This window comes from Microbacterium sp. NPDC096154 (assembly GCF_040302945.1).
Lineage (GTDB): Bacteria > Actinomycetota > Actinomycetes > Actinomycetales > Microbacteriaceae > Microbacterium.
On sequence record NZ_JBEOSM010000005.1, the window covers coordinates 59,936 to 82,160 of the forward strand.

Genomic DNA, 22,225 nt, shown 5'->3' on the forward strand with positions numbered 1-22,225 from the left:
CGGTTGGGGTCGAGCTCGCCGGATGGCGAGGGGTTCAGGGGGCGACGTAGTGGTCGCCGGGCGGAACGTCCGGCCGGACGCTCGTGACCGTCGGATCCAGCTGCAGGGCGACGGCGGGCTCGGCGGACGGATCGGGATAGAGCGAGGCGAGCCAGTCGTCGCTGTTGCGGGCGACGGTCTGGTCCTCAGCCGTGCCGCTCGCGTCGACGCGTGCGCGGTACTCGCCATCGGCGTCGAGCGAGGGCGGATAGGCCACGACGCCGCGCCACTGGTCGCCGGCGGTCACCGGGGAGCCGTCGGCGCCGAGACCCGTGGCGAACACGTCGTTGCGGTAGGCGCCGTCCGGCTGCGTCCGGAAGCTCATCGCGACGCACCATCCCTGCACGCGGCGCGGCTGCGGCGACCCCGCGCCCGGCTCGTGCAGCACGTGGTCGTCGCCGTCGTACACGATCACGTTGCGGCTGTCGCCCTCGGGGGTCGCGGGCACCGCCGAGCAGTCGCCGCTCGTCGACTCGGGGTAGACCTTCATGGTGGTGTGCGCCAGGACCGTGCCCGGAGCGGCGACGCCGCCCGTCAGGTCGGTGCTGCCCGCCGCCGTCACCTGCGCGAGCGGGGTGACGTCGTACGTGAGGCCCGTGATGCCCTCGGCCAGACCCTCGGCCTGGAAGCGCCAGATGACAGGCCCGTCCGCAGGCCCCGTCTGGTCGAGCACCCGGATGATCTCGGCCGCCGGGATGGTCACGGTCACCGGGGCGCCGCCCTCGGAGTAGCCCGGCTGAGCCGAGCCGTCGCCCGGCTGACCGGCGAAGGACACGTCGCCGAGGCGCATGGCGGCGGGAGACGCCGTGTCGGTTGCGGCCCACAGTGCCTCGGCTGCCGTCAGGGCGCCGAACGTGAGCCCCGCCGCCAGGGCCGCGGACGCACCGGCCGTCACGGCGGCCCGGCGGCCGACGCCCGCCTTGGCCGCGGCGCGGCGCCGCGCCCGTCGGGTGTTCGCGCGTGACTCGCTCATGCGCCACCGCCGATGTATCCGGCGCCGCTGCGCACCTGATCGAGCCGCACGCGGATGTCGCCCGCCGACCACTGGTCGGGCGTGGCGTCCGCACCGGCGACCCAGTCGTAGTCGCCGCCCACGGCGACGTCGATCACGACCACCCACTCCTGCGAGACACCGGCGTCCGAGCCCGCGAGCGGGGGAAGCAGCACGCTCTCACCCGGGGCGGCCGGCGCCGCCGTGGGTGCGACGCGTCCTCCGGACGGGTCCTCGACGTGGTAGGTCGCCGTCACCTCGGCGTCCTCCGCCGGTTCGTAGTCGACCGTGAGCGCGGCGTTGAGATTGTCTCCGCGCAGGTAGGACGTCAACGGCAGTCGGATCCGGATCTGGTCGCCCGGCATCGAGGGGAACTCCGCGGGCGTCGCCGTGAGCGTTCCGGAGGCCGGCTCAGTGACTCCCGGGGTCGTCTGCACCCACGTCGGATCGCCCGCCGTGACCCGCAGATCGCCGGCGACGACGACGCCACCGGACGCGTGCGACTGCGCAGACCACCGCGCGAACGTGACGCCGCCCACGCTCGTGCCGCCGACGACCGCGGCCACGAAGGCGATCACCACCAGGCCCATCCGCCCGCCCCGGCGGGGGCGGCTCACGGTGCGCTCCCCGCGCCGGCCGCGGAGTCGGCGGTGGTGTCGAGCGAGACCAGCGCGGTGCAGCCGGCGAACTTCTGCGACGCGCCGTCGGCGAGCGTGCCGATGTGGCCGATGACGCCGTGGTCGCCCAGGCGCTCGTCGGTGTCGACGATGTCGATGTCGGTCACGGCCGTGGTCCAGTCGTCGCCCGAGGCGTTGGTGACCGTGTAGACGAAGCAGATGGGTGTGCCGTCGTCGATGCGCTCGTCGGAGGGCACGAGCGTGCCCGTGGCCTCGATCGTCGCCGGGCTGCTCGTGTCGCCGGCTCCGACGTACGCGCGCTTGACGATCTGCAGCGCGGGATGGGTCGCGTACAGGCGCGCGGTCACGGTGGGCACCACGAGGCCGTCGTAATCGCTGTCGGCCGACGTGAGGGTGTACCGGATGGGCACCTCGGTGCCCGCCGGGATCTCGCCGTCGGAGGCCGTCGCCGTCACGGCCGGCGCGGCGTACCCGGCCGCGGGGATCTCGGACGTCGCCACGTCCAGCGACACGGCGACCCCTGCAGCCTGCGTGATCGCGGAGGCGAACGTCAGCACGGCCTCCGGCACGGGCGCCCCGGTCGCGAGCTCGATCACGTACGAGGCGCCGTCGGGCTCGCCCGCGATGAGCGTGACGGTCTGCGGTGTCACACGCACGGGGTTGAGATAGGTGACGGTCGGGTCGGCCCCTGCCGCGGCGGCGTCGTTCGCGAATCCGCCTGTGCTCGTGACGGTGCCCGCCGCGAGCGTCAGCGTGACGGCAGCGGAGTCGTCGACGCGCGCCACCACGTCCCACTGCAGACCGCCGGAGCCCGCGATCTCGCTGACCGACTGCACCCGGGCGTTGATGCGCCCCGCGTCGGCGGTCTGCGCCACCGCGGCGGCCGAGATGCCGAAGTCGGCGGTGGTGAGCGAAGACGCCTCGAGCGGCTGGCTGCTGGTGAGCGTGAAGTGCAGGTCGCGGCCGAGCGTGGGGTCGTTCTGTCCCGTCGCCTGCTCGAGCGTGAGCGCGGGCCGGCAGCTGCCCGTGACATCGACCAGACGCGAGTACTGAGACGACTCGAGCTGCCCCAGTCCCTCGACGTGGGTCTGCAGGCGGATGCGCCCGCTCACGGCGGCGGTCGCCGGGTCGACGGCCTGCGCAGCGGTGCCGTCGGGCAGCGTGACCTGCCCCACCGGCAGCGAGAACGCGAGCGTCGCTCCGGTGCCCGTGACGCCCGTGACGCTGCCGAGGAAGAGCTCGGCCGTCCGGTTCGCCGTCCAGAAGACGTCGATCGTGACCGGCTCGCCGGCTGCCTTCGAGGTGTTGTTCGTGTCGGTGATCCGCTGCACGCCGACCGTGGCGGTGCACGTGGGCAGCGCAGTCTGCGCGGCCGGGGCGCGCAGCGCCCCCGCGGGCAGCGGTCCCTGCGCCACGGTGGCACCCGCGCTCGGCGCCCAGGTGCGGATGTTCTGGTTGGCGTTGTAATCGACGATGCCGCCGTAGTTGTCGAGCATCACGCCGCTGTCGCTGTACTCCTCGGCCACCGCGGCGGCGGCCTGTGACGCGGTGCGCGCCCCGAACGTGTTGCCCTTGACCGTCACGAGCCCGGTCTGGAACAGCCGGATCGTGTTGTCGCTGTACCCGTCGAAGTGGTTGTCCTGGATGAAGGTGCGCGAGCCCGTCGTGCTGTTCGCCGTCGACTGGTCGCCGAGAGAGGAGCCCTCCGCGTAGTAGAGCGCATAGGTCTGTCCGCTCGTCGCGCGCGAGAAGACGTTGCGGCTGATCGTCGTCTCGCCGCTCAGCTTGCCGCCGAGCGGCAGCAGCACGAACGGGTTGGCCTCTCCCGTACCGGAACCCTGATTGTTCAGGAACCGATTGTCGATGATCGAGAGGTCGGAGATCGTGGCGCTGTTGCCGCCGGCGCGGTCGAAGTCGCCCGCGAACTTGAAGGCGTTCTGCGCCGCGAGGTTCTGCACCGTCATGTTCTGGAACGTCAGCCCGTTCGTGACGTTGTTCGTCCACGTCTGGCTGCTGCCGTTCCAGAAGTTGACGATGTGCGTGCGACATCCGCTCGTGTCGGCGGAGCTGAGCAGTCCTCCGCCTGTGCAGGTGGTGGTGCTCGTCGGCCCGTAGACCACGTCCACGTCGTCGATCACGATGTTCGACCGCGCGGTCGCCGAGTGCGACGCGAAGACGAAGACGCCTCCGGATGCGCCGCTGCCGGTGAATCCGGTCACACGGTAGTGGCGCACCGTGACGCCGGATGCGCCCTCCCGGATGGCGACGAAGCGCTCCGGGGCGACCGTCTCACCGACGCCGACCGTGGCCCCGCCGCCGTCGATCAGCACGTTGCTCGCGCCGGCACCCACGACGAAGGACGTGCCCGTGGAGAGCGGATTGGGGATGTTGAGCAGCTGGACGTTCGAGGCGCCGATGTGGAACAGCGCGGTCTCCGCGCCCTCCCCCGTCAGGATCGGCAGGCCGGCCAGCCACGCGCCGCCGAAGCCCTCGGCATTGAGCACAAGCCGCTGGCCCAGGTCGATCGTGACGGGCTTCGTGATGTTGAAGATGGCGCCGTTGTCCTCGCGCGTGATCGCGCTGGTCAGCATCCGGTCTTCCGGCTCGAGCAGGCCGCCGTCCTCCATCGAGCCGGTCATCGCGGTGCCCACCGCGATCGAGGGGTCGACCGTGATGGTGACGATGTCGCCCGCCGGTCGCGCGTTGGATTCCTGGATGGCCGCCCGCAGCGTGCACGTCGTGTTGCCGGCGGACGTGCGGCAGATGCCGTCGCCCGGCGAGGCATCGTTGCCCGTCCAGCTCGTCGAGTTGACGACGAGGTCGACGGTCGCCGCTCGGGCCTGCCCCGCGGCCCAGACAACGGACGCGGCCAGCCCGGCGAGAGCGAGCGCCCCGACAGCGAGCAGCGCCCCGAAGCGTGTGCGGGCGCGCCGTTCGCGGCGTCCGGCGCCTGCGCCGCTCACGACGCGCCTCCGTCGATCGGGTCGTCCGCGGTCGTTTCGTTCGCGGTCGTGTCGACCGATGCGAGGGTCGTGCACTCTGCCAGCTGCGTCTGCTCGCCGATGCCGAGCGCGGGGATCGTGCCGATGTGGCCCTCCGCGCCCAGCCGCTCGTCGGTGTCGCCGACCTCGATGTTCGTCAGCACCGTGGCCCAGTCGTCCTGCGACACATTGGTGACCGTGAACACGAAGCACGCGCGCTGTCCGACCTTCAGCCGGGAGCCGGATGGTGCGGGCTGGCCGGTGGCGACGATCGTCTCGGGCGACGATTCGTCGGTCATGCCCACGTACCCGTCCCGCTCGATGCGCAGGGCGGGGTCGGTCGCGAACAGCCGGGGCACGAGCTCGGGCACCACGAGGCCGTCGTACTGCGCGTCATCCGACGTGAGCACGTACGACAGACGCGTCGCCGTGTTCGCCGCCACGTCACCAGCGGCCGCCCTCACGGTCACCGTGGGCGCCTCGCTCTCGCCGGCGGGGATCACGGGCTGCTCCGGGCTCGCCGTCACGAGCGGCGTGCCGTCAGGCTGCGCGACCGTGCCGGCGAAGACCAGGTCGGCGATCGGCAGCGGCGCATCCGGGGCGAGGCTGATGACCACGTCCTCGCCGCGCGCCTCGCCGGTCACCACCGGGAAGGTGCGCGGCGCCACCCGCACGGGATTGAGGTACGTCACCTGCGCGTCGACGCTCGCCGCCGCGTCCTGGTTCGTCAGGCCCGACGGCGCGGCGACCGTGCCGGCCGGCAGCGCCACGGACACCGCCGCGGTGTCGTCGACCTGCACGACCACCTCGAACTGCAGCCCACCGGACCCGTCGATGGCGCTCACGTCCACGACGCGCGGGTTCAGACGAGTCGCGTCGATGGTCTGCACGTCGCCGGTCGTCACGGGGGCCGCGGTCACCGTGATGTCATCGGCCGTGACCGTGCCCGAGTCGAGCGGCATCGAGCTCGTGAGGGTGAACCGCAGGTCGCGTCCGAGCGTGGGGTCGCTCTGCCCCGCTGCCTGCTCGAGCGTGAGCGCCGGGCGGCAGCCCCCGGACACCGCGACCACGCGCGAGTACTGCGACGACTCGAGCTGGCCGAGGCCCTCGACGTGCGTCTGCAGCCGGACATAGCCCGACACGGCGCCCGTGCCCGGATCCACGGCGCGAGCCGTGCCGTCGGGCAGCGCGATGTCCCCGACGGGAAGGGGGAACGCGATCGTGGCCGCGTCGCCCGTGATGCCCGAGACCCGGCCCACGTGCAGCTCGGCCGTGCGGTCGGCGGTCCAGAACACGTCGAGCGTGACGGGCTGCCCGGCGGGCTGGGAGTCGTTGTCGGTGCCCGCGCCCCGGACGACCGGCACCTGCGCGAGGCATGTCGGCACTGCCCCGTCGCGCGGGTCGTCCGCCACTGCCACCCCCGCTGCCGGCGCGGCCGTGAGCACGGCGGCCGCGCTCGAGGGGTACCACGTGCGGATGCCCTGGTTCGCCGAGTGATCGACGATGCCGTGGTACGTGTTCAGCATCACGGGGCCGCCGTCGTCGTACTCCTCGACGATGCCCGGCCGCGCCTGCGAGCCGCTGCGCGTGCCGAAGGCGTTGCCGGCCACCGTGACGAGGCCCGACTGGAAGACGCGGATGCTGTTGGCCGTGTAGCCGTTGAAGTAGTTGTCCTCGATGTAGACCTGCGAGGCGACGGTGCTGTCGGCGGTCGAGTCGTCGCCGAGCCGCGTTCCCTCCGCGTAGTAGATCGCGTAGGTCTGGCCGCTCGTCGCGCGCGAGAACACATTGCGGCTGATGTGCGTCTCGCCGGTGAGATGTCCGCCGAGCGGCAGCATGATGAACGGGTTCGCCTCGCCGGTGCCGCGGCCGACGTTGTTCACGAAGACGTTGTCGGCGATCTCGAGATCCGAGATCGACACCGAGGTGCCGCCCGTCCAGTCCTGCGAGTTGGCGAACGAGAATGCGTTCTGCGTCGTCATGTTCTGCACGTGCATGCGAGTGAACGACAGGCCGTTGGTCACGTTGTTCGCGGGGTTCCAGGGGACGAAGTTCGTGAGGCGCGTGCGGCATCCCGATCCGTCGGAGGCGCCGCAGGCGGTGCCGGAGTTGTACAGCACGTCGATGTCGGTGATCGCGATGTCGGACCGAGGGGTGTACGGGGCGAGCGAGTTGAAGACGAACACGCCGCCAGAGGTGACCGAGTCCCAGAAGCCGCGGATCGCGTATCCGCGCACGGTCAGCCCCTGCACGCCCTCGCGGATGACCATGAAGCGCTCGGGGTAGTACGAGTTGTCGGTGTTGATCTGACCGCCGCCGCCGTCCACGACCACGTCTCGCGCGTCGGGACCGACGACGATCCCCGTCTCGCCGACGCCGCGCACGAGGTCGGCGTTGAGGAGCCGGATGTCCGGGCCGTTCAGGTAGAACATCGCCGCCGCCCCGTCGGTCGCCGAGCCGTCCGCCTGCAGGCGATGGCCGAGATCGATCGTCACCGGCGCCGTCACATGGAACATGGCGCCGCCCGTGTCCTCGTACGAGATCGCCGTCGAGAGCATCCGGTTGGTCGTGTAGTTCAGGGCACCGGTCAAGCCGCCGACGGGCACCGACGGATCGACGGTGATCGTCAGCTCCCCCGCGGGCAGGTTCAGCGCGTTGGACTCCTCGATCGCCGCACGCAGGGTGCACGTGCCCGCGGTCGTGCGGCACAGGCCGTCGCCGGGCGTGGCATCCTGCCCACCCCAGGCCGGCGAGTCGACGACAAGCGTGGTGGCGGCGTCGGCACGATCGGGCGACGACACCAGGGAGACGAGCACGCCCGCGGCGACGACCACGGCCACGGCGAGCACCGCGCCGATGCGGCGCGCGCCCCGTCGAGCGTGGTCTTCCATGGCGGCTCCCCGTGTGATCGGGGCGGCGCCCCGGTGGCGACGGGGATGCCGCGCGGGCACCGTCGCACGCGTCGGCGGAGTCAGGCACTCCCTCCCCGAACGCCTGATACCGAACAGCGTATATCGATATCCTCATATCTTTCTGCGCTGTGTGCTCCACAAGTACCGGCGGCGCCGTCTCAAGCGCATCGTCATCGCAACGCAGACCGACTGCAGGAGGCCCCGGCGCCGGCCGGCGTAGCCGCGTGGGCCGGCTCACAGGGCGCGGTGCGCGGCCCCCACCGAAGATTTCTTCGAGTGGCACTTGACATGCTCTCGTAGTTTTGTTCGACTGTTCTCATGCGGTGGCAGGGACAGCAGCTCGGCGTCGCGGACGAGGCCGCCCTGCCCGGGATGGAGCAGCTGGACGGGCTCGTGCGCACCGTGACGACGCCGGAGTTCGCGGGCATCACCTTCCACGAGGTCGCCGCGAAGTCGGCGCTCAACCACGTGCCCCGCTCGAGCAGCATGCCGTTCGACTGGACGATCAACCCCTACCGGGGATGCACGCATGCGTGTGTCTACTGCTTCGCCCGAGGCACGCACGAGTATCTGGACCTGGACGCCGGCCGCGACTTCGACTCGCAGATCGTGGTCAAGGTCAACGTCGAAGACGTGCTGCGGCGCGAGCTCGCGCGGGCCTCGTGGAAGCGCGAGCACGTGGCGCTCGGGACGAACACCGACCCGTACCAGCGGGCCGAAGGGCGCTACAGGCTCATGCCCGGCATCACGACCGCACTCGCGGAGTCGGGCACGCCGTTCTCGATCCTGACCAAGGGATCCCTGCTGCGGAGAGACCTGCCGCTGCTCACCCGCCTGCACGACCAGGTGCCCATCTCGCTCGCGTTCTCGATCGCGGTGTACGACGACGCGCTTCAGCAGGCGATCGAGCCGGGCACGCCGACCGCGCAGGCCCGGCTGGACACCGTTCGCGCGGCCGCTGACGCGGGCTTTCCCGTATCGGTGTTCCTGATGCCGATCCTGCCGCACCTCACCGATTCGTCCGAGGCGCTCGACGCCGCGCTGGAACGAGTGAAAGCCGCCGGAGCGGCACGCGTCGTGCACGGCGCCCTGCACCTGCGCCCCGGCGTGAAGCCGTGGTTCATGCGCTGGCTCGCGCGCGAGCATCCGGAGCTGCTGCCCGCGTACCGGGGACTGTATCCCGGGGCCTCCGTCAATGCGCCGCAGGCATATCGCACCCTGCTGGCTCAGCGCATCCGACCGCTCATACGCGCGCATGGGCTGGACGGCCGCGCCGACTCGGCCTGGCAGCGCGCCGCCCGACAGGCGCCCGCTCCCTCGCGCATCGTGACCACCACGCGGGGCCGAGCCGCCAGGGCCGCGCTCCCCGAGCCCGCGACGCTGTTCTGAGGTCGACTCCCTGCACGACTGCCCGGCATCTGGAGCCGCAGTAATCTGAAGCCACGCGCGACCCTTCCCCTCCCGCCGGGAGGCCCGAGCAGCGCGAGGAAGAGGAGCGATGCCGGGGTCACGCGGGGCAGGTGGTTCGAGCGCGGCCAGAGGCGGCGCCGAGAGCCGCGGGATGTCGAGCGCGGGGCTGGTCCTGGCCTTGGCCAGCTCGGGAACGTTCGCCCTGTCGGGCATGTTCGCCGCGTCGTTGTTCGAGGCGGGCTGGTCGGCGGGGGCCGTCACCACCCTGCGCGTCAGCCTGGCCGCCGCGGTGCTGCTCGTACCGGCGCTCGTGGCGCTGCGCGGCCGATGGCACATCCTGCGAGCGGCGCGCTGGCAGCTGCTCTCGTTCGGGGTGTTCGCGGTCGTGCTGGCACAGCTGGGCTACTTCATGGCGGCCCAGTTCATCCCGCCCGCCCTGGCACTGCTGATCGAGTACCTGGGCCCCGTGCTGCTGGTGCTGTGGACCTGGGCGCGCAGCCGGATCGCGCCTGCGGCGCTGACGCTGGTCGGCGTCGCCGTGGCCGTGCTGGGCCTGGCGCTCGTGTCAGGCGTCGGAGGCGCAGCGCTGCACCCGCTGGGCATCCTGTTCGGCCTCGTCGGCGCCGTCGGCAACGCCGTGTACTGGGCGTCCGCGGCGAGCGGCACGCACGGCCTGCCACCCGTGACGCTCGCCGGCCTCGGGCTCGGCGTGGGTGCCCTCATCCTCACGGTCGTCGCGGCCAGCGGGCTTGTGCCCTTCGCGATCGGCGGCGACGCCGCCACGCTCGCGGGCGTCGACGTGCCGGCATGGCTCGTCGTCGCGGGGGTCGTCCTCATCGCCACGGTCGCCGCCTATGTGCTGGGCATCGCGGGGGTACGCCGGCTCGGCGCCACGGTCGCGAGCTTCGCGGGCTACACCGAGACGCTGTTCGCGATCGCCTGGATGGCGCTGCTGCTGGGCATTCTGCCGACCGGATCGCAATGGCTCGGTGCGACCGCGATCATCGCGGGCGTGGTGCTCGTGAAGGTCGGCGAGGTGCGTGCCGCCCACCGCGGACCGACGCCGGACGAGCCGCCGCTGACGGTTCCCGAGCTGCCGGTGACGGATGCCGGCCGCGCACCGGATCAGCCCCTGTCGGATCAGTCCCTGTCGGATCAGTCCCTGTCGGATCAGTCCCTGTCAGATCAGTCGTAGTCGGGCGCGGGCGGGAGACCGAAGAAGTCCTCGAGTGTGTGGTGGCCGCCCTTGTGGTAGACCTCAGCGAGTTCGGGCCCGATGTAGCGCAGGTGCCACGGCTCGGGGTCGTAGCCCGTCGTCTCGGTGTGGCCGTGCTCGTAGCGGACGATCCATCCGAACCGCCAGGCGTTGTCGGCCAGCCACCGGCCCTGCGCGGTGTCGCCCAGCTGGTAGATCGTGCCGCAGCCGGCCGGGCCGCAGGCCACGACATCCGCGGCCAGCCCCAGCTGGTGCTCGCTGAATCCCGGCCGGGCCGACAGCGCGTCGGCGCCCTGCCGGCCGCGCGCGCCCACCTGTGCGTTGTAGGTCGACACCTGCGTCCCGTGGGAGCGGAACCCGCTGAACAGGGCGATCCGCCCCGCCTCCTCCGCCACGGCGGCGGCGAGCCGCTCGAACGAGTCGACGACTTCGGCACGCAGCCCGCCCTGCACGATGCTCGACGGCGGCACCCGGATCTCGGCGGGCCTGAAGTCGATGGGCTCCAGCGGGCGCTTCTTGTTGACGACCACCCACGGCAGCGCCGGGTCGTCGAGCGGAACGCACGGCGCGGCGCCCGCCAGGATCGCCTCGCGCAGCGCCGCGGCACCGCCGAAAGCCTCGAAGACGGCCGCGGGATCCTTGGCGGTCAGGGCCGCCCCCGTCTCGGTCGACTCGCACGTCGGATCGGCCGCGGGGACCTGCACGATCTTCGGAACCGGGATGATCGGCTCGGGCGTCGCTGCGGACTGCGGAGCCGCTTCGCGCACCACGGCGGCCGCCTCACCGCGCGAGACGAGCTGGCTGATGAGCGAGATCTCCGCCGTGAGCACCGCGCCTGCGGCCAGCGCGATCAGCGCGACCCGGCGCGTGCGCCGCAGGCGCACCGCCCGGCGTCGCACGGCGACGCGCTGCGCGAGGCTCATGTCCTCAGTCTGACCCACCTGCGCGGGCCGCAGGCCCCGGCGTGCCAGGCGCGTCGATGCTCCGGACATGGCTCCCCCCGCGCCGGGCTCGGGCCCCGGTGCGGGGCCAGTGTAGTGACGCGCCTCCGGCACGCGCGCGCGGCAGAAGAGCCCGTTCTCGGGGGCCCGTCAGGCCGAGTAGCTCACACCCCAGCGGGCGCTCCACGTCTCGCCCGGGGCCAGGCGGCGCACATCCTGCCCGGAGTTGAACGCGTCGGCCGGGGCCGTCATGGGCTCGATCGCGATGGCCGTGGGGTGCCCGGGGTAGGCGTCCGTGATGAACGCCTGGATGCAGGTCCAGTTCTCGTCCTGCCACATCGTCACGGCACGGCCGTCGGGTGCCGTCAGCGTGGTGCGCGCCAGCCCGTCGGCGTCGCGCGCGAGCGAGCCGAAGCCCGTATCGAGTTCGAGGTCGCCGACGCGCGCTCCCTCGCGCAGGTCGAACGCGCCCGAGACGGCCACCTCGGCGGTGGGCAGCAGCCGGTCATCGACCTCGAAGAGCGTGTCCGCCGGCAGGGTGAGCATGAGATCCTCGGTCGGCACGCCGTCGATGCAGAAGAACGGATGGGTGCCCAGCGCCACGGGGGCGTCCCCGTCACCCGCGTTCGCGACCTCGTGCGTCACCTCGACCCCGTCGTCGGTGAGTGTGTACGTCACGCTCGTGCGCAGCGTGTAGGGGTACCCGTGCTGCGGGAACACGGTCGCCGCCAGCGTGACGATCCCCTCGCTCGCATCGATCTCGTACGGCGCGTAGCGCAGCAGCCCATGGATGGCGTTGTGCCGATCCGGTTCGGTGATGTCGAGCTGGCGGACCGTGTCGCCGTCGGTCCAGCGGCCGTCGCGGATGCGGTTGGGCCACGGCGCCAGCACGATGCCGCTGCCGAACGGGGTGGGCGCCGCCTCGGGATAGCGCGTCACGATGTCGACACCGCCCACGCTCAGCCCGCGCAGGCCGGCGCCGACCTGCGCGATATGAGCCGTGACCTCGCCGTTCGCGCCGTCGCGGCGGAGGCGGATCTGGGTGCCCGTGGGATCGATGCGCGTCGCTGCGTTCACCCCTCGAGCCTACTTCGGCCGCCGCCCCGCGCGGGAGGCTTGTCAAGAGCCTGGCCAGGCGCGCGTGCGCATGATGGCGTGTGTTCATGACGCACGTCATGGCTTCGGCGACGACCGGCTCGTCCGGTATCCCCGTCCTTCCGGGGCTCGACGCGACCTGGCGCCTGGCGCGCGACGGCTACGCGTTCGGACAGCGCGGATTCCGCGAGGTCGGCAGTGACGCGTTTCGCACGCGCCTGCTCGCCCGTGACGTCATCGTCGCGCGTGGGGCCGAGGCCGCCCACGTGTTCAGCGCGCCGGATGCGTTCGCGCGGCGCGGCGCGATCCCGCGGTCGGTGCTGCATCTGCTGCAGGACGCAGGCAGCGTGCAGCAGCTCGAAGGGCCCGCGCACCGCGCGCGCAAGCAGCTCATGCTCGAGCTCGCGCAGGACGACCGCGCAGCGCTCGTCGCCGCCCTCCAAGAGGCATGGCCCCGGACGGTGGCGGAGCACGTCGGCCGTGAGGTGCCGGCACGCACGGTCGCCTCTCTCGCGCTCACGCGAGCGGCGCTGGTCTGGGCGGGCATCGCCGTGGACGGCGACCGTGAGCGACAGCTGTGCGGCGAGTTCGACGCCATGGTTTCGCGAGCCGCGGCTGTGGGGCCGCTCAACTGGCAGGCGCGCCTGCGGCGCCGCCGCACCGAGGCGTGGGCGCGCGACGTCGTGCGCACCCGCCGCGAGCAGGGCGACCGCGGCACGGTCTCCGGGCGCCTTGCGCACCATGGCGAGGAAGGCCGCCTGCTCGACGAGCGCACGGCCGCGGTCGAACTGCTCAACCTGCTCCGGCCGACGGTGGCCGTCGCCCGGTTCGTGACCTTCGCGCTGCACGCGCTGCACCGGCATCCGGAATGGGCGGAGCGCATCCGCCGGGCCGAGCGCAGCGCGGCGCGGTGGACCGCCGACGAGGTGCGGCGCTTCTATCCCTTCTTCCCGATGGTGGGCGGCATCGCCACCGCGCCGTTCGAGCTGGGTGGCGAGCAGCTGCAGCAGGGCCAGTGGCTGATGCTCGACCTGTACGGCACCGATCACTCCCCCGCGCTCTGGGAGCGTCCCGACGCATTCGACCCGGCGCGCTTTGCGAGCGCGTCGCCCACGGCGGTCGTGGCGCAGGGCGTCGGCGACCGCCTCGCCGCGCATCGCTGCCCGGGCGAGCTCGCGACGACCGATCTGCTGGTCGCCACGCTCGAGCTGCTCGCGCAGGGGCCGGGCCTCACGGTGCCGCCGCAGGATCTGCGCATCAGCCTGCGGCGCATCCCGGCCGAGCCGCAGGGCGGGATGAGGGTGATCTTCCGCTGAGACGACGGATGCCGCCCTCCCGAGGGAGAGCGGCATCCGGTCGTGCGGATCCGACGCGGATCAGGCGGTCAGCTCTGCGACCGTGGGGCCACCGGCCAGTTCGTCGAGGAGGTCGTCGCCGGGACGCACCTCGTCGAACGGCGCCTCGATCTCGGCGCGCTCCAGCATCTCGGTCATGCGGCGGCGGCGCTGGCGCGGGATGAGCGTCACGACGCGACCCTCGCGGCCCGCACGGCCCGTGCGGCCGGCGCGGTGCAGGTACGTCTTGTACTCGTCCGGCGCGTCGGCCTGGATCACCAGGTCGACGTCGTCGACGTGGATGCCGCGCGCGGCGACGTCGGTCGCCACGAGCACGCGGGCACGGCCCTTGGAGAAGCGCTCGATGTTGCGCGTGCGCTTAGCCTGGTTCAGGTCGCCGTGCAGCGAGATGGCGTCGACCCCCGCGTCGTCGAACTGCTCGGCAAGCATCTCTGCGTACGCACGCGTGCGGGTGAAGACCAGCGTCTTGCCCTCGCGCGCCACGAGCTGCTCGAGGATCTCGGGCTTCGAGCGGTGCTCCACCACGAGCACGCGGTGATCGATCGTGCCCGTCTCCTGCGTCTCGCCGGCGACCTCGTAGACCTCGGGGTTCACGAGGAACTCGTCGACCAGCGCGGCGACCTCGCGGTCGAGCGTGGCCGAGAACAGCAGCTTCTGGCCGCCCTCGCTCGTCTGACGCAGGATCTCCTGGACGGGCTCGAGGAAGCCGAGCTCGCACATGTGGTCGGCCTCGTCGAGCACCGAGATGGCGATCTGCGACAGGTCGAGCTTGCCCTGGCGGTGCAGGTCGCCGATGCGGCCGGGGGTGCCGATCACGATGTCGACGCCCTTCTTCAGCGCACCCACCTGGCGGGCCTGGGGCACGCCGCCGTAGATCTGCGTGGTGAAGAGGCCCACGCTGCGCGCGATGGGCTGAATGGTGCGGTCGATCTGCAGCGCGAGCTCGCGCGTCGGCGCCATGATCAGCGCGACCGGCGCGCGGCCGAACTCGCGCTTGACGCCGGCCTTCGAGCGCAGCACCTTCTCGACGAGCGGCGCGCCGAACGCGATGGTCTTGCCCGAACCCGTGCGGCCCCGGGCCAGCACGTCGCGTCCCTCGATGATCGCGGGGGCGGTCGACGCCTGGATCGGGAACGGCGTCTCGGCGCCGAGCTCGGCGAGCGCGCGCACGATGTTGTCGCCCAGGCCGAGGTCGCCGAACGTCATCTCGGCGACCGCGTCCGCCTGCACGGCCTGCGCCTCGAGGCGCTCGTGCACGACGTCGATGCGGTCCTCCTGCGCCTGGGTGCGCGCGGGGCGCTGCTGCTCGTCGCGCCGCTGCTGCCACGCCTTCTCGCCGTCTCGGGCGGGGCGGTCGAACGAACGACGCTCGCCGTCACGGGCGGGACGGTCATCTCGGGCGTAACGGGGACGATCGGTGCGGTCGAAGGAACGACGCTCGCCGTCACGCGCCGGACGCTCGAAGCGAGGGCGCTCGGCACGATCGCCGCGGTCGAACGAACGACGCTCCCCGTCACGATCGGGACGGTCGAACGAACGACGCTCCCCGTCGCGCGCCGGACGCTCGAAGCGAGGGCGCTCGGCACGATCGGCGCGGTCGGCGCGGTCGAACGAGCGACGCTCCCCGTCGCGGGCGGGACGGTCATCGCGGGCGTAACGGGGACGGTCGGCGCGGTCGATCGAACGACGCTCCCCGTCGCGGGCGGGACGGTCGAACGAACGACGCTCCCCGTCGCGGGCCTCCCAGGTGCGCGAGGGGCGATCTGTGCGGGCACGGTCGAACGAACGACGCTCGCCATCACGCGCGTGACGCGGACGCTCACCGTCGCGGGCCGGGCGGTCGAACGAACGACGCTCGCCATCACGAGCCGGACGCGCGTCGCGCGCTCCGTCGTTGCCGCGGAAGGGACCGCCGGTCTTCTTCTTGGCGTAGCGAGGGTCGAAGTTCTGGGCGGGACGACCGCCTGCGGGCTTCTTGTTCTTGGGCATGCGAAACTAACGCACCTTCCATAGGTGTCATGCGGCCTGTCAGGACCACACACACCCGCGCATACGACGCGGCATCCCAAGCCGACCCTTCAGCGTACCGGGGCCGGCTGAGAGAACGCCTGCCCGCTCAGCGAGCGAGCACACGCCCCGAGCGGTGCATCGACCAGCGCACGCCCTTGAGCAGCGGGTAGATCGCCGAGAACACCCACATCGGCCCCCGCAGCCGCGCGTCGACGACACCATGGGCCTCGTACGTGCGCTCCCACCGCATCACGTAGCTGTAATAGTCGCGCGGGTTGTCGTCGAGGCGGCGGGCCGACATCCCCGCCACCATGGTCGAGCGATACACGGCCCGATGCCCTCGCTCGTGCAGGTGGATCGAGATGTCGATGTCCTCGTGCATGGCGTCGGCCGCATCGCGGCACACATGGGGCCGGATGTCTCGCCACGCGCTGGCGCGCAGGGCCATGTTGCTGCCGAAGATGTAGTGGAAGTCGCGCGCGAGCCGATGCATCGCGCGGCGCAGCGCATCGTCCGCCCGGTGACCCCACCGCCGCAGCGGCATGTCGTAGTAGATCATCGGGCCGGTCGCGGCGTCGACCGTCTCGTCGCGGAAGATGCGCCGCACCTGCTGCACCCAGTCGGGCTCGAGCACCGTGTCGGCGTCGATCCGACCGAGCACGTCGCCCGACGCCGCGTCGAGCCCGAGGTTGCGCGTCGGGATCAGCCCCTGCTCGTCGTCCTGACTGAGCAGGATGAGCGGCGCATCCGGATGCTCGCGCTGCAGCGAGCGCACGATCTCGCGCGTCGCGTCGGTCGAGCGGTTGTCGACCACGATGATCTCGTGGGCCGGCTCGGTCTGCTCGATCGCGGCGAGCACGCAGGCGCGGATGGTGCTCTGCTCGTTGAACGCCGGGATCACGATCGACACCGTGGGACCGTCGAGGGGCGAGCTGCCGGCGCTCATGCCCCCGAGATTAGGCCAAGTCGTCATGACTCGCGGGCTCATCTCGATCGGGCCGCGCGTCCGCCGCGCGATCCTCCGAGGCACGGGCGGTCTGCGTGGCCCCGGCGCGTGAGATGGGTCTTGCGCAGGCTCAGCTCGGAAAGTCGCGACACCCTTCCACACACACGGTGATATTCCGGTCACTCCGGGGCACTTCTCCCCATCGGCGTCGAGGGCGGGACGGATGCCCGGCCCGCCCTCGGAATCAGCGCATGTCGCGGCGGCGCGCGTCGCGACGGCTCGGGGGCGCCTGCACGCTCGACGCCGACGGCAGCCGATCGGTCGTGACGGCGCCGGCGGGCCGGTCGTCCGTCAGCCGGCTCGTGGACGGCGCGACGACGGCCTCGGCGGCGGGCTCCGCCGTCGGCGTCGTCGTCGGTGCCGGCGTCGACTCGGAGGCTGCCCCGCGCCCGTGCCGCCGCTCGCGCGCCCCCTCGACGAGGTTGTACAGCGTGGGCAGTACGATCAGCGTCAGCACGGTCGACGACAGCAGGCCGCCGATCACCACGATCGCCAGCGGCTGGGAGATGAAGCCGCTGTGGCCCGTGATGCCCAGCGCCATCGGCGTGAGCGCGAAGATGGTCGCCAGCGCGGTCATCAGGATCGGCCGAAGACGGTTCGACGCACCCGCGACGGTCGCATCGTGCGTGTTCAGACCCTTCTCGCGGTACTGGTTCACGAGGTCCACGAGCACGATCGCGTTGGTCACCACGATGCCGATCAGCATCAGCACGCCGATGAGCGACGCGACGCCCAGCGGCACGCCGGTCGCGATCTGCAGCAGGATGGCGCCCGTCGCCGCGAACGGCACCGACACGAGCAGAAGGATCGGCTGCCGCAGCGACTTGAACGTCGCCACCATGATCACGTACACGATCAGGATGGCCGCGAGCATTGCGAGCCCCAACTGCGAGAACGACTCGGCCTGGTCCTCGGCGACGCCGCCGACCTCGGCGTCGGCGCCGTCGGGCAGATCGACGTCGGCGAGCGCGTCATCCACCGAGGCCGTCGCCTCTGCGAGGTTGTCGCCCGCGGGCGGCACGGTGATGGTCGCGGTGCGGCGCCCCTGCTGGGTCGTGATCGAGGTCGGGCTGTCGGCCATCTCGACGGATGCCACGTCGGTGAGGGCCACCGGGCCGACCGCCGTCGGGATCGTCAGGTCGCGCAGTTCGTCGATCGTCGCGGGCGGCTCATCCGACTGGAGGTAAACAGTGAGCGCCGTGCCGTCGATCTCCACCGATCCCACCTGCTGCGGGCGCATGGCCGCCGAGACGATCCCGCCGACGGCCGCCTCCGAGAGCCCCCGCTCCGCAGCCGCCACCCGATCGACCTGCACCGCGACGTACGGCAGCGAGGCCGCGAGATCGTCGGTGACCTGCCCGATGCCCGGGCGCCCGTCGAGCGCCGCGACCAGGTCGTCCGTGGCCTGCTGCAGATCCTGCGGGTTCAGCGCGGTCACGGTGATCGCGATGTCGGACGAGCCGAATCCGCTGGCCGACTGCACCGTGATCTCTCCGGCGTCCTCGACGCCCGCGAGCGCGTCCTCCACGTCGGCCCGCAGGGCCTCCTGATCGGCGTCCTCGTCGGTCACGATCGAGTACGTCACACTGCCGCCTCCGGAGAAGGCATCCTGCAGGGCCGATCCGGTCGAGCCGATCGACACCTGCATCGTCTCGATGCCCTCGACGCCGGCCAGTGCCTCCTCCACCCGGGCAGCGGCCTGATCGGCCGTCTCGAGGCTCGCGGTCGGCTCGAGCTCCTGCGAGATCGTGAGGGTGTTCTGGCCGGAGTCGCCGAGGAAGTTGACCTTCATGAACGGCGCCGCCGCGAGCGTGCCGCCGAGCACGAGCACCGCGATCAGCAGCGTGACCCACGAGTGGCGCAGCGTCCAGCCCAGGATCGGCAGGTACGCGCGCTGCAGCCGTGTGGGCGGCGCGTCGGGCGCCTCGGGATCGATCCGGTCGCCCCGCGCGTCGAGCAGCGGCTTGCCCGGGCGCAGGAACCAGTACGCCAGCACCGGCACGATCGTCAGCGCGACGAGCAGCGACGCGGCCATCGCGATCGTCACCGTCATGGCGAACGGGCGGAACAGCTCGCCCACCATGTCGCCCACGAAGACGATGGGCAGGAACACGGCCACGGTCGTCAGGGTCGACGCCGTGATCGCCATGGCCACCTCGCGCACCGCGAGGCGGATCGCAGCGCCCTTCTCGGCGCCCTCCACGTAGTGGCGCTTGATGTTCTCGATCACCACGATCGAGTCGTCGACCACGCGGCCGATCGCGATCGTCAGCGCCCCGAGCGTGAGCATGTTGAGCGAGTAGCCGAACGCCTGCAGCCCGACGAACGTGATCAGCACGCTGGTCGGGATCGAGATCGCCGTCACGATCGTCGAGCGGAGCGAGACGAGGAAGACCAGGATCACGATCACCGCGAACACGAGGCCGAGCATGCCCTCCGTCGCGAGCGTCTCGATCGACTGCACGATGAACGGCGCCTGATCGAACACGATCGAGAACTCCGCGTCGGGGAACGCCTCCTGCAGCTGCGGGATGACATCCTGCACGCCCTCCGACACCTCGACGGTGTTCGCGGCGGGCAGCTTGGTGATCGAGATCGAGATCGCGTCATCGCCGTTCACGCGGGACATCGACGTGACGGGGTCGGTGGTCTGCTGAACCTCGGCGACGTCGCCGATCGTCGGCACGCCCTGCCCCGGGAGGGGCTGCGCGCCGATCAGCGGCAGCGCCGCGAGGTCCTCGGCGGAGGTCAACTTCACGCCCGTCTGCACCGTGTAGGTGTCGCCGTCCTCCGTGATCTCGCCACCGGGGAACAGCACGCCGTTCTGGTCGAGCGCGTCGCGGATCGCCTGCTGCGAGAGGCCGCGCGAGGCCAGGGCGGCCTGATCCGGGGTGATGGCGATGCGCTGGCCGATGCCGCCGATGATGGCGGCGGAGCCCACGCCGTCGACGTCCTCCAGATCCGGGATGGCCACGGCCTCCAGGTCGGCCTGCGCCGACTCGGCGTCGCCGAAGCCGCTGATGGCGATCTGGATCACGGGAAGGTCGTCGAGGCTGATCGAGAGCACCTGCGGCTCGACGTCCTCGGGCAGCTGGCTCGAGATGCGGTTGATCGCCTGCTGCATCTTCTGCTCGGCCGTGGCGAGGTCGGTGCCGTAGGCGAAGGCGGCCTGCACGAGCGACGAGTTGGTGGTGCTCGTCGCGCTCGTCGACTCGAGCCCGGCCACGCCCTGGATGGCGTTCTCGATCGGCGTCGACACATCGTTCTCGACGACCTCGGGCGAGGCGCCGGGGTACGTGGTCATCACCATCAGCTGGGGCAGCTCGATGGTCGGGATGAGCTCCTGCTTCAGCGTGGTGAGCGAGAGCCCGCCGAAGATAGCCGCGCAGATCGTCACGAGCGCGATGAGGGCGCGGTTCTTCAGGCTCAGTTCGGCAAGTCTCGACACGGCGCTCTCTCGGTTCGCAGCTGCGGGAAGCGGGATCGCCGTCGGCACCGGAGGCCCGATACGGTCGTGTATCCCCCGCGCATCATTCTGTCACGCGGGAGGGTACGGCCCGGACGGCTGTGGAGCGCGCGGGCCGCAGATCAGCCCGCGAGGGCCGCACCGGCCTGGATACCGGCGAACGCCATCGCGACGGTCAGTACGAGCGTCCCCAGCACGTTGCCCCACGCCGCCTCGGTCCGTTGCTCCCGGGCGAGCAGCTGGGTGTCGACGGCCACTGTGCTGAAGGTCGTGTACCCGCCCAGCAGCCCCGTGCCGATGACCGCCGCCAGCGGTTCGTCGAGCGACATCCCGGTGACGATGCCCAGCGCGAGCGAACCGGTCGCGTTCACGATCAGGATGGCCCAGGGGAACCCCCGCGGCAGCACACGAGACAGCAGCACATCGGCGAGCCAGCGCAGCCCCGCGCCCGCGCCCCCGGCGAGCGCGACCGCGGCGAAGAGGAGCGGGGTCATCGCGGCGCCCCGTCCCGCGCACGCCGGGCCGCGGCCCCTCCGGCCCGCAGCCCCGCGATCGCGGCGACGCTCGCGGCGAGCAGGCCGACGCCCGCGGCGAGAACCGCGTGCACCACCAGCCCGGCGCCGGTGAGCTGCGCGAGCATCACCGCGAACCCGCTGTAGGTCGTGAAGCCGCCCAGCACGCCTGCCCCCAGGAACGCGCGGCGACGCGGGCTGCGGTCGGCCACGCGCCCCACCACGAAGCCGAGCAGGCCCGAGCCGGCCGCATTGACCGCCGCCGTCGCGGCCAGCGCCCCGAACGAGAACCCGCCCGCGAAGGGCAGCAGCAGCGCCTGCCGCAATGCCACCCCGACGACGCCGCCCGCCACGACGAGCGGCAGCAGCCCCCAGCGGATCGGCGCGAGTCCCACTCGGCCACCCTACGCCGGGGCCGCCGCTCCTCCACCGCGGCCGGGTTGCCCCTTCCTGTCGCTTCTTGACGACACCAACGGGCAATCCGTCGGCGCCTTGCCCCTTCCTGCCGCTTCTTGACGACACCAACGGGCAATCCGTCGCCGCGCAGGACGGAGGCTCATCTGCCGATGCGGCGGATCGCCGCGCGCAGGTCATCGAAGAGGCGCGCGGGATGGTCGAGGTCCTCCTGGGTCACCGGAATGTAGGCCCAGCCAAGCGCCTCGAGGCGTCGGCGACGCTGCAGATCCTGGCGCCACTGCCTCCTGTCGCGGTGGTGGTCGCCCTCGTATTCGATCACGACCTTGACCTCCGGCAGACCCAGGTCGCTGCGCGCTACGAACCTTCCCTGCTCGTCGAAGACGACCAGCTGGCTGCGGAACGGCCCGAACCCCGCTTCCCTCAGGATGACCCGCAGCTCCGACTCCTTCGGCGACTCGGCCGCGCTGTCGAGCAGCTCGATCGCGCGCCGGAGCCGCATCCGGCGCGCGGGCGGCATCGATGCCGCGTCGAGGGCGTCGACGAGCCGCCGACTCGTGACTCCCGTCCCGCCACGCCCGATGATCCAATCTCCCGCGGCCACGAGCTGGGCCGTGGTGAGCACGTCGGCGAGGTCGCAGAACGTGCGGAAGAGCCGGGTGCAGGGAACGCCGCGCACGATCGCGATGTCGTGCGGCTCCAGCACGCGCTGATGGCCGACGACGCCCTTGCCCCGTCGCGCGCGCGTGCCCCGAGGCGTCGTGATGTGGATCGTGCCGACGCCGTCATCCGTATACGGCATCGGCACTCCGAGCAGGTGAGCGGCCGTCGTGTGGCTGTATGCGGCCCCGTCCGGAAGCAGGAGCGCTCGCGCGCCCAGGATGTCCTCGGGCCGAGTGCGCCCCGCCGGCAGTCGCAGCCCTCGGGCCGGGGCCCACAGATCCGCGCCCCGCAGGCGCCCCGTCGACACCTCCCGCGCCTCATCGCGACGGAACGCGCGGTCGCGCAGGCTCTCCGGGAGCGGGGTGGCTGCTCTGGGCATGCCGAGAGCATGCCCTCCACGGCTCCGTCCGGGTCCCCGGCGTGGCTCGACTGTGGACACCAAAGAGCTTCGCGCAGGGGTGGACGAGCCAGCGCGCCTCTTCGCCTCCGCCCCTCCGCTGCCCCGAGTTGTTCTCACTTGGCGACATCGGCAGGCAACGGCTCGACGCCTTGCCCCGCGATGTCGCTTCTTGACGA

The 22,225-nt window shown here is 71.9% G+C and carries 15 protein-coding genes; 3 read left to right on the forward strand and 12 right to left on the reverse strand.

Annotation, left to right across the window (positions count from 1 at the left end; all coding sequences use genetic code 11):
* Window positions 1–34: 34 nt before the first annotated feature.
* The 4 genes from ABTW64_RS08540 to ABTW64_RS08555 are packed head-to-tail and all read right to left on the reverse strand — an operon-like array spanning window position 35 to window position 7,540.
* Window positions 35–1,012 carry a hypothetical protein gene (locus ABTW64_RS08540; protein ID WP_350621293.1) on the reverse strand — a complete coding sequence of 326 codons (978 nt, stop codon included), beginning with the start codon at window positions 1,010–1,012 and terminating at the stop codon, window positions 35–37.
* Window positions 1,009–1,647, reverse strand: coding sequence for a hypothetical protein (locus ABTW64_RS08545; RefSeq protein ID WP_350621295.1), 639 nt, complete (start codon window positions 1,645–1,647; stop codon window positions 1,009–1,011). The genes ABTW64_RS08540 and ABTW64_RS08545 overlap by 4 nt, the downstream gene beginning before the upstream one ends.
* Window positions 1,644–4,631 (reverse strand): hypothetical protein, encoded by a 2,988-nt coding sequence (locus ABTW64_RS08550; RefSeq protein WP_350621297.1) that lies wholly within the window; start codon window positions 4,629–4,631, stop codon window positions 1,644–1,646. The genes ABTW64_RS08545 and ABTW64_RS08550 overlap by 4 nt, the downstream gene beginning before the upstream one ends.
* Complete coding sequence (locus tag ABTW64_RS08555) at window positions 4,628–7,540, reverse strand: hypothetical protein (protein ID WP_350621299.1); 2,913 nt, start codon at window positions 7,538–7,540, stop codon at window positions 4,628–4,630. Before ABTW64_RS08555 ends, ABTW64_RS08550 begins: the two co-directional genes overlap by 4 nt.
* Before the next feature lie 339 nt (window positions 7,541–7,879).
* Here ABTW64_RS08555 and ABTW64_RS08560 point away from each other — a divergent pair, with 339 nt between their 5' ends.
* On the forward strand, window positions 7,880–8,950 hold the full coding sequence (locus tag ABTW64_RS08560; RefSeq protein WP_350621301.1) for an Rv2578c family radical SAM protein: 1,071 nt from the start codon (window positions 7,880–7,882) through the stop codon (window positions 8,948–8,950).
* A gap of 172 nt (window positions 8,951–9,122) precedes the next feature.
* Window positions 9,123–10,166 (forward strand): EamA family transporter, encoded by a 1,044-nt coding sequence (locus tag ABTW64_RS08565; protein WP_350621303.1) that lies wholly within the window; start codon window positions 9,123–9,125, stop codon window positions 10,164–10,166.
* Here the strand turns inward: ABTW64_RS08565 and ABTW64_RS08570 are convergent.
* Together ABTW64_RS08570 and ABTW64_RS08575 are read right to left on the reverse strand one after the other, a co-directional pair.
* Window positions 10,157–11,110 carry a M15 family metallopeptidase gene (locus ABTW64_RS08570; protein WP_350621305.1) on the reverse strand — a complete coding sequence of 318 codons (954 nt, stop codon included), beginning with the start codon at window positions 11,108–11,110 and terminating at the stop codon, window positions 10,157–10,159. The two genes, ABTW64_RS08565 and ABTW64_RS08570, sit on opposite strands and share 10 nt — an antisense overlap.
* 168 nt (window positions 11,111–11,278) lie before the next feature.
* On the reverse strand, window positions 11,279–12,205 hold the full coding sequence (locus ABTW64_RS08575) for an aldose 1-epimerase family protein (protein WP_350621307.1): 927 nt from the start codon (window positions 12,203–12,205) through the stop codon (window positions 11,279–11,281).
* A gap of 86 nt (window positions 12,206–12,291) precedes the next feature.
* On the opposite strand from ABTW64_RS08575, the gene ABTW64_RS08580 reads away from it, so the two are divergent.
* Entirely contained in the window at window positions 12,292–13,539 is a 1,248-nt protein-coding gene (locus tag ABTW64_RS08580) for a cytochrome P450 (protein WP_350621309.1), read from the forward strand.
* A 60-nt stretch (window positions 13,540–13,599) separates the two neighbouring features.
* Here the strand turns inward: ABTW64_RS08580 and ABTW64_RS08585 are convergent, their stop codons facing one another.
* The 6 genes from ABTW64_RS08585 to ABTW64_RS08610 form a co-directional block, all read right to left on the reverse strand.
* On the reverse strand, window positions 13,600–15,567 hold the full coding sequence (locus tag ABTW64_RS08585) for a DEAD/DEAH box helicase (protein ID WP_350621311.1): 1,968 nt from the start codon (window positions 15,565–15,567) through the stop codon (window positions 13,600–13,602).
* A 127-nt stretch (window positions 15,568–15,694) separates the two neighbouring features.
* On the reverse strand, window positions 15,695–16,534 hold the full coding sequence (locus ABTW64_RS08590; RefSeq protein ID WP_350621313.1) for a glycosyltransferase family 2 protein: 840 nt from the start codon (window positions 16,532–16,534) through the stop codon (window positions 15,695–15,697).
* Window positions 16,535–16,778: 244 nt separating this feature from the next.
* Entirely contained in the window at window positions 16,779–20,042 is a 3,264-nt protein-coding gene (locus ABTW64_RS08595; protein WP_350621315.1) for an efflux RND transporter permease subunit, read from the reverse strand.
* A 140-nt stretch (window positions 20,043–20,182) separates the two neighbouring features.
* Window positions 20,183–20,554, reverse strand: coding sequence for a fluoride efflux transporter FluC (locus ABTW64_RS08600; RefSeq protein ID WP_350621317.1), 372 nt, complete (start codon window positions 20,552–20,554; stop codon window positions 20,183–20,185).
* Entirely contained in the window at window positions 20,551–20,967 is a 417-nt protein-coding gene (locus ABTW64_RS08605) for a CrcB family protein (protein ID WP_350621319.1), read from the reverse strand. Before ABTW64_RS08605 ends, ABTW64_RS08600 begins: the two co-directional genes overlap by 4 nt.
* A 161-nt stretch (window positions 20,968–21,128) precedes the next feature.
* Complete coding sequence (locus ABTW64_RS08610; protein ID WP_350621322.1) at window positions 21,129–22,028, reverse strand: hypothetical protein; 900 nt, start codon at window positions 22,026–22,028, stop codon at window positions 21,129–21,131.
* Between the last annotated feature and the right edge of the window lie 197 nt (window positions 22,029–22,225).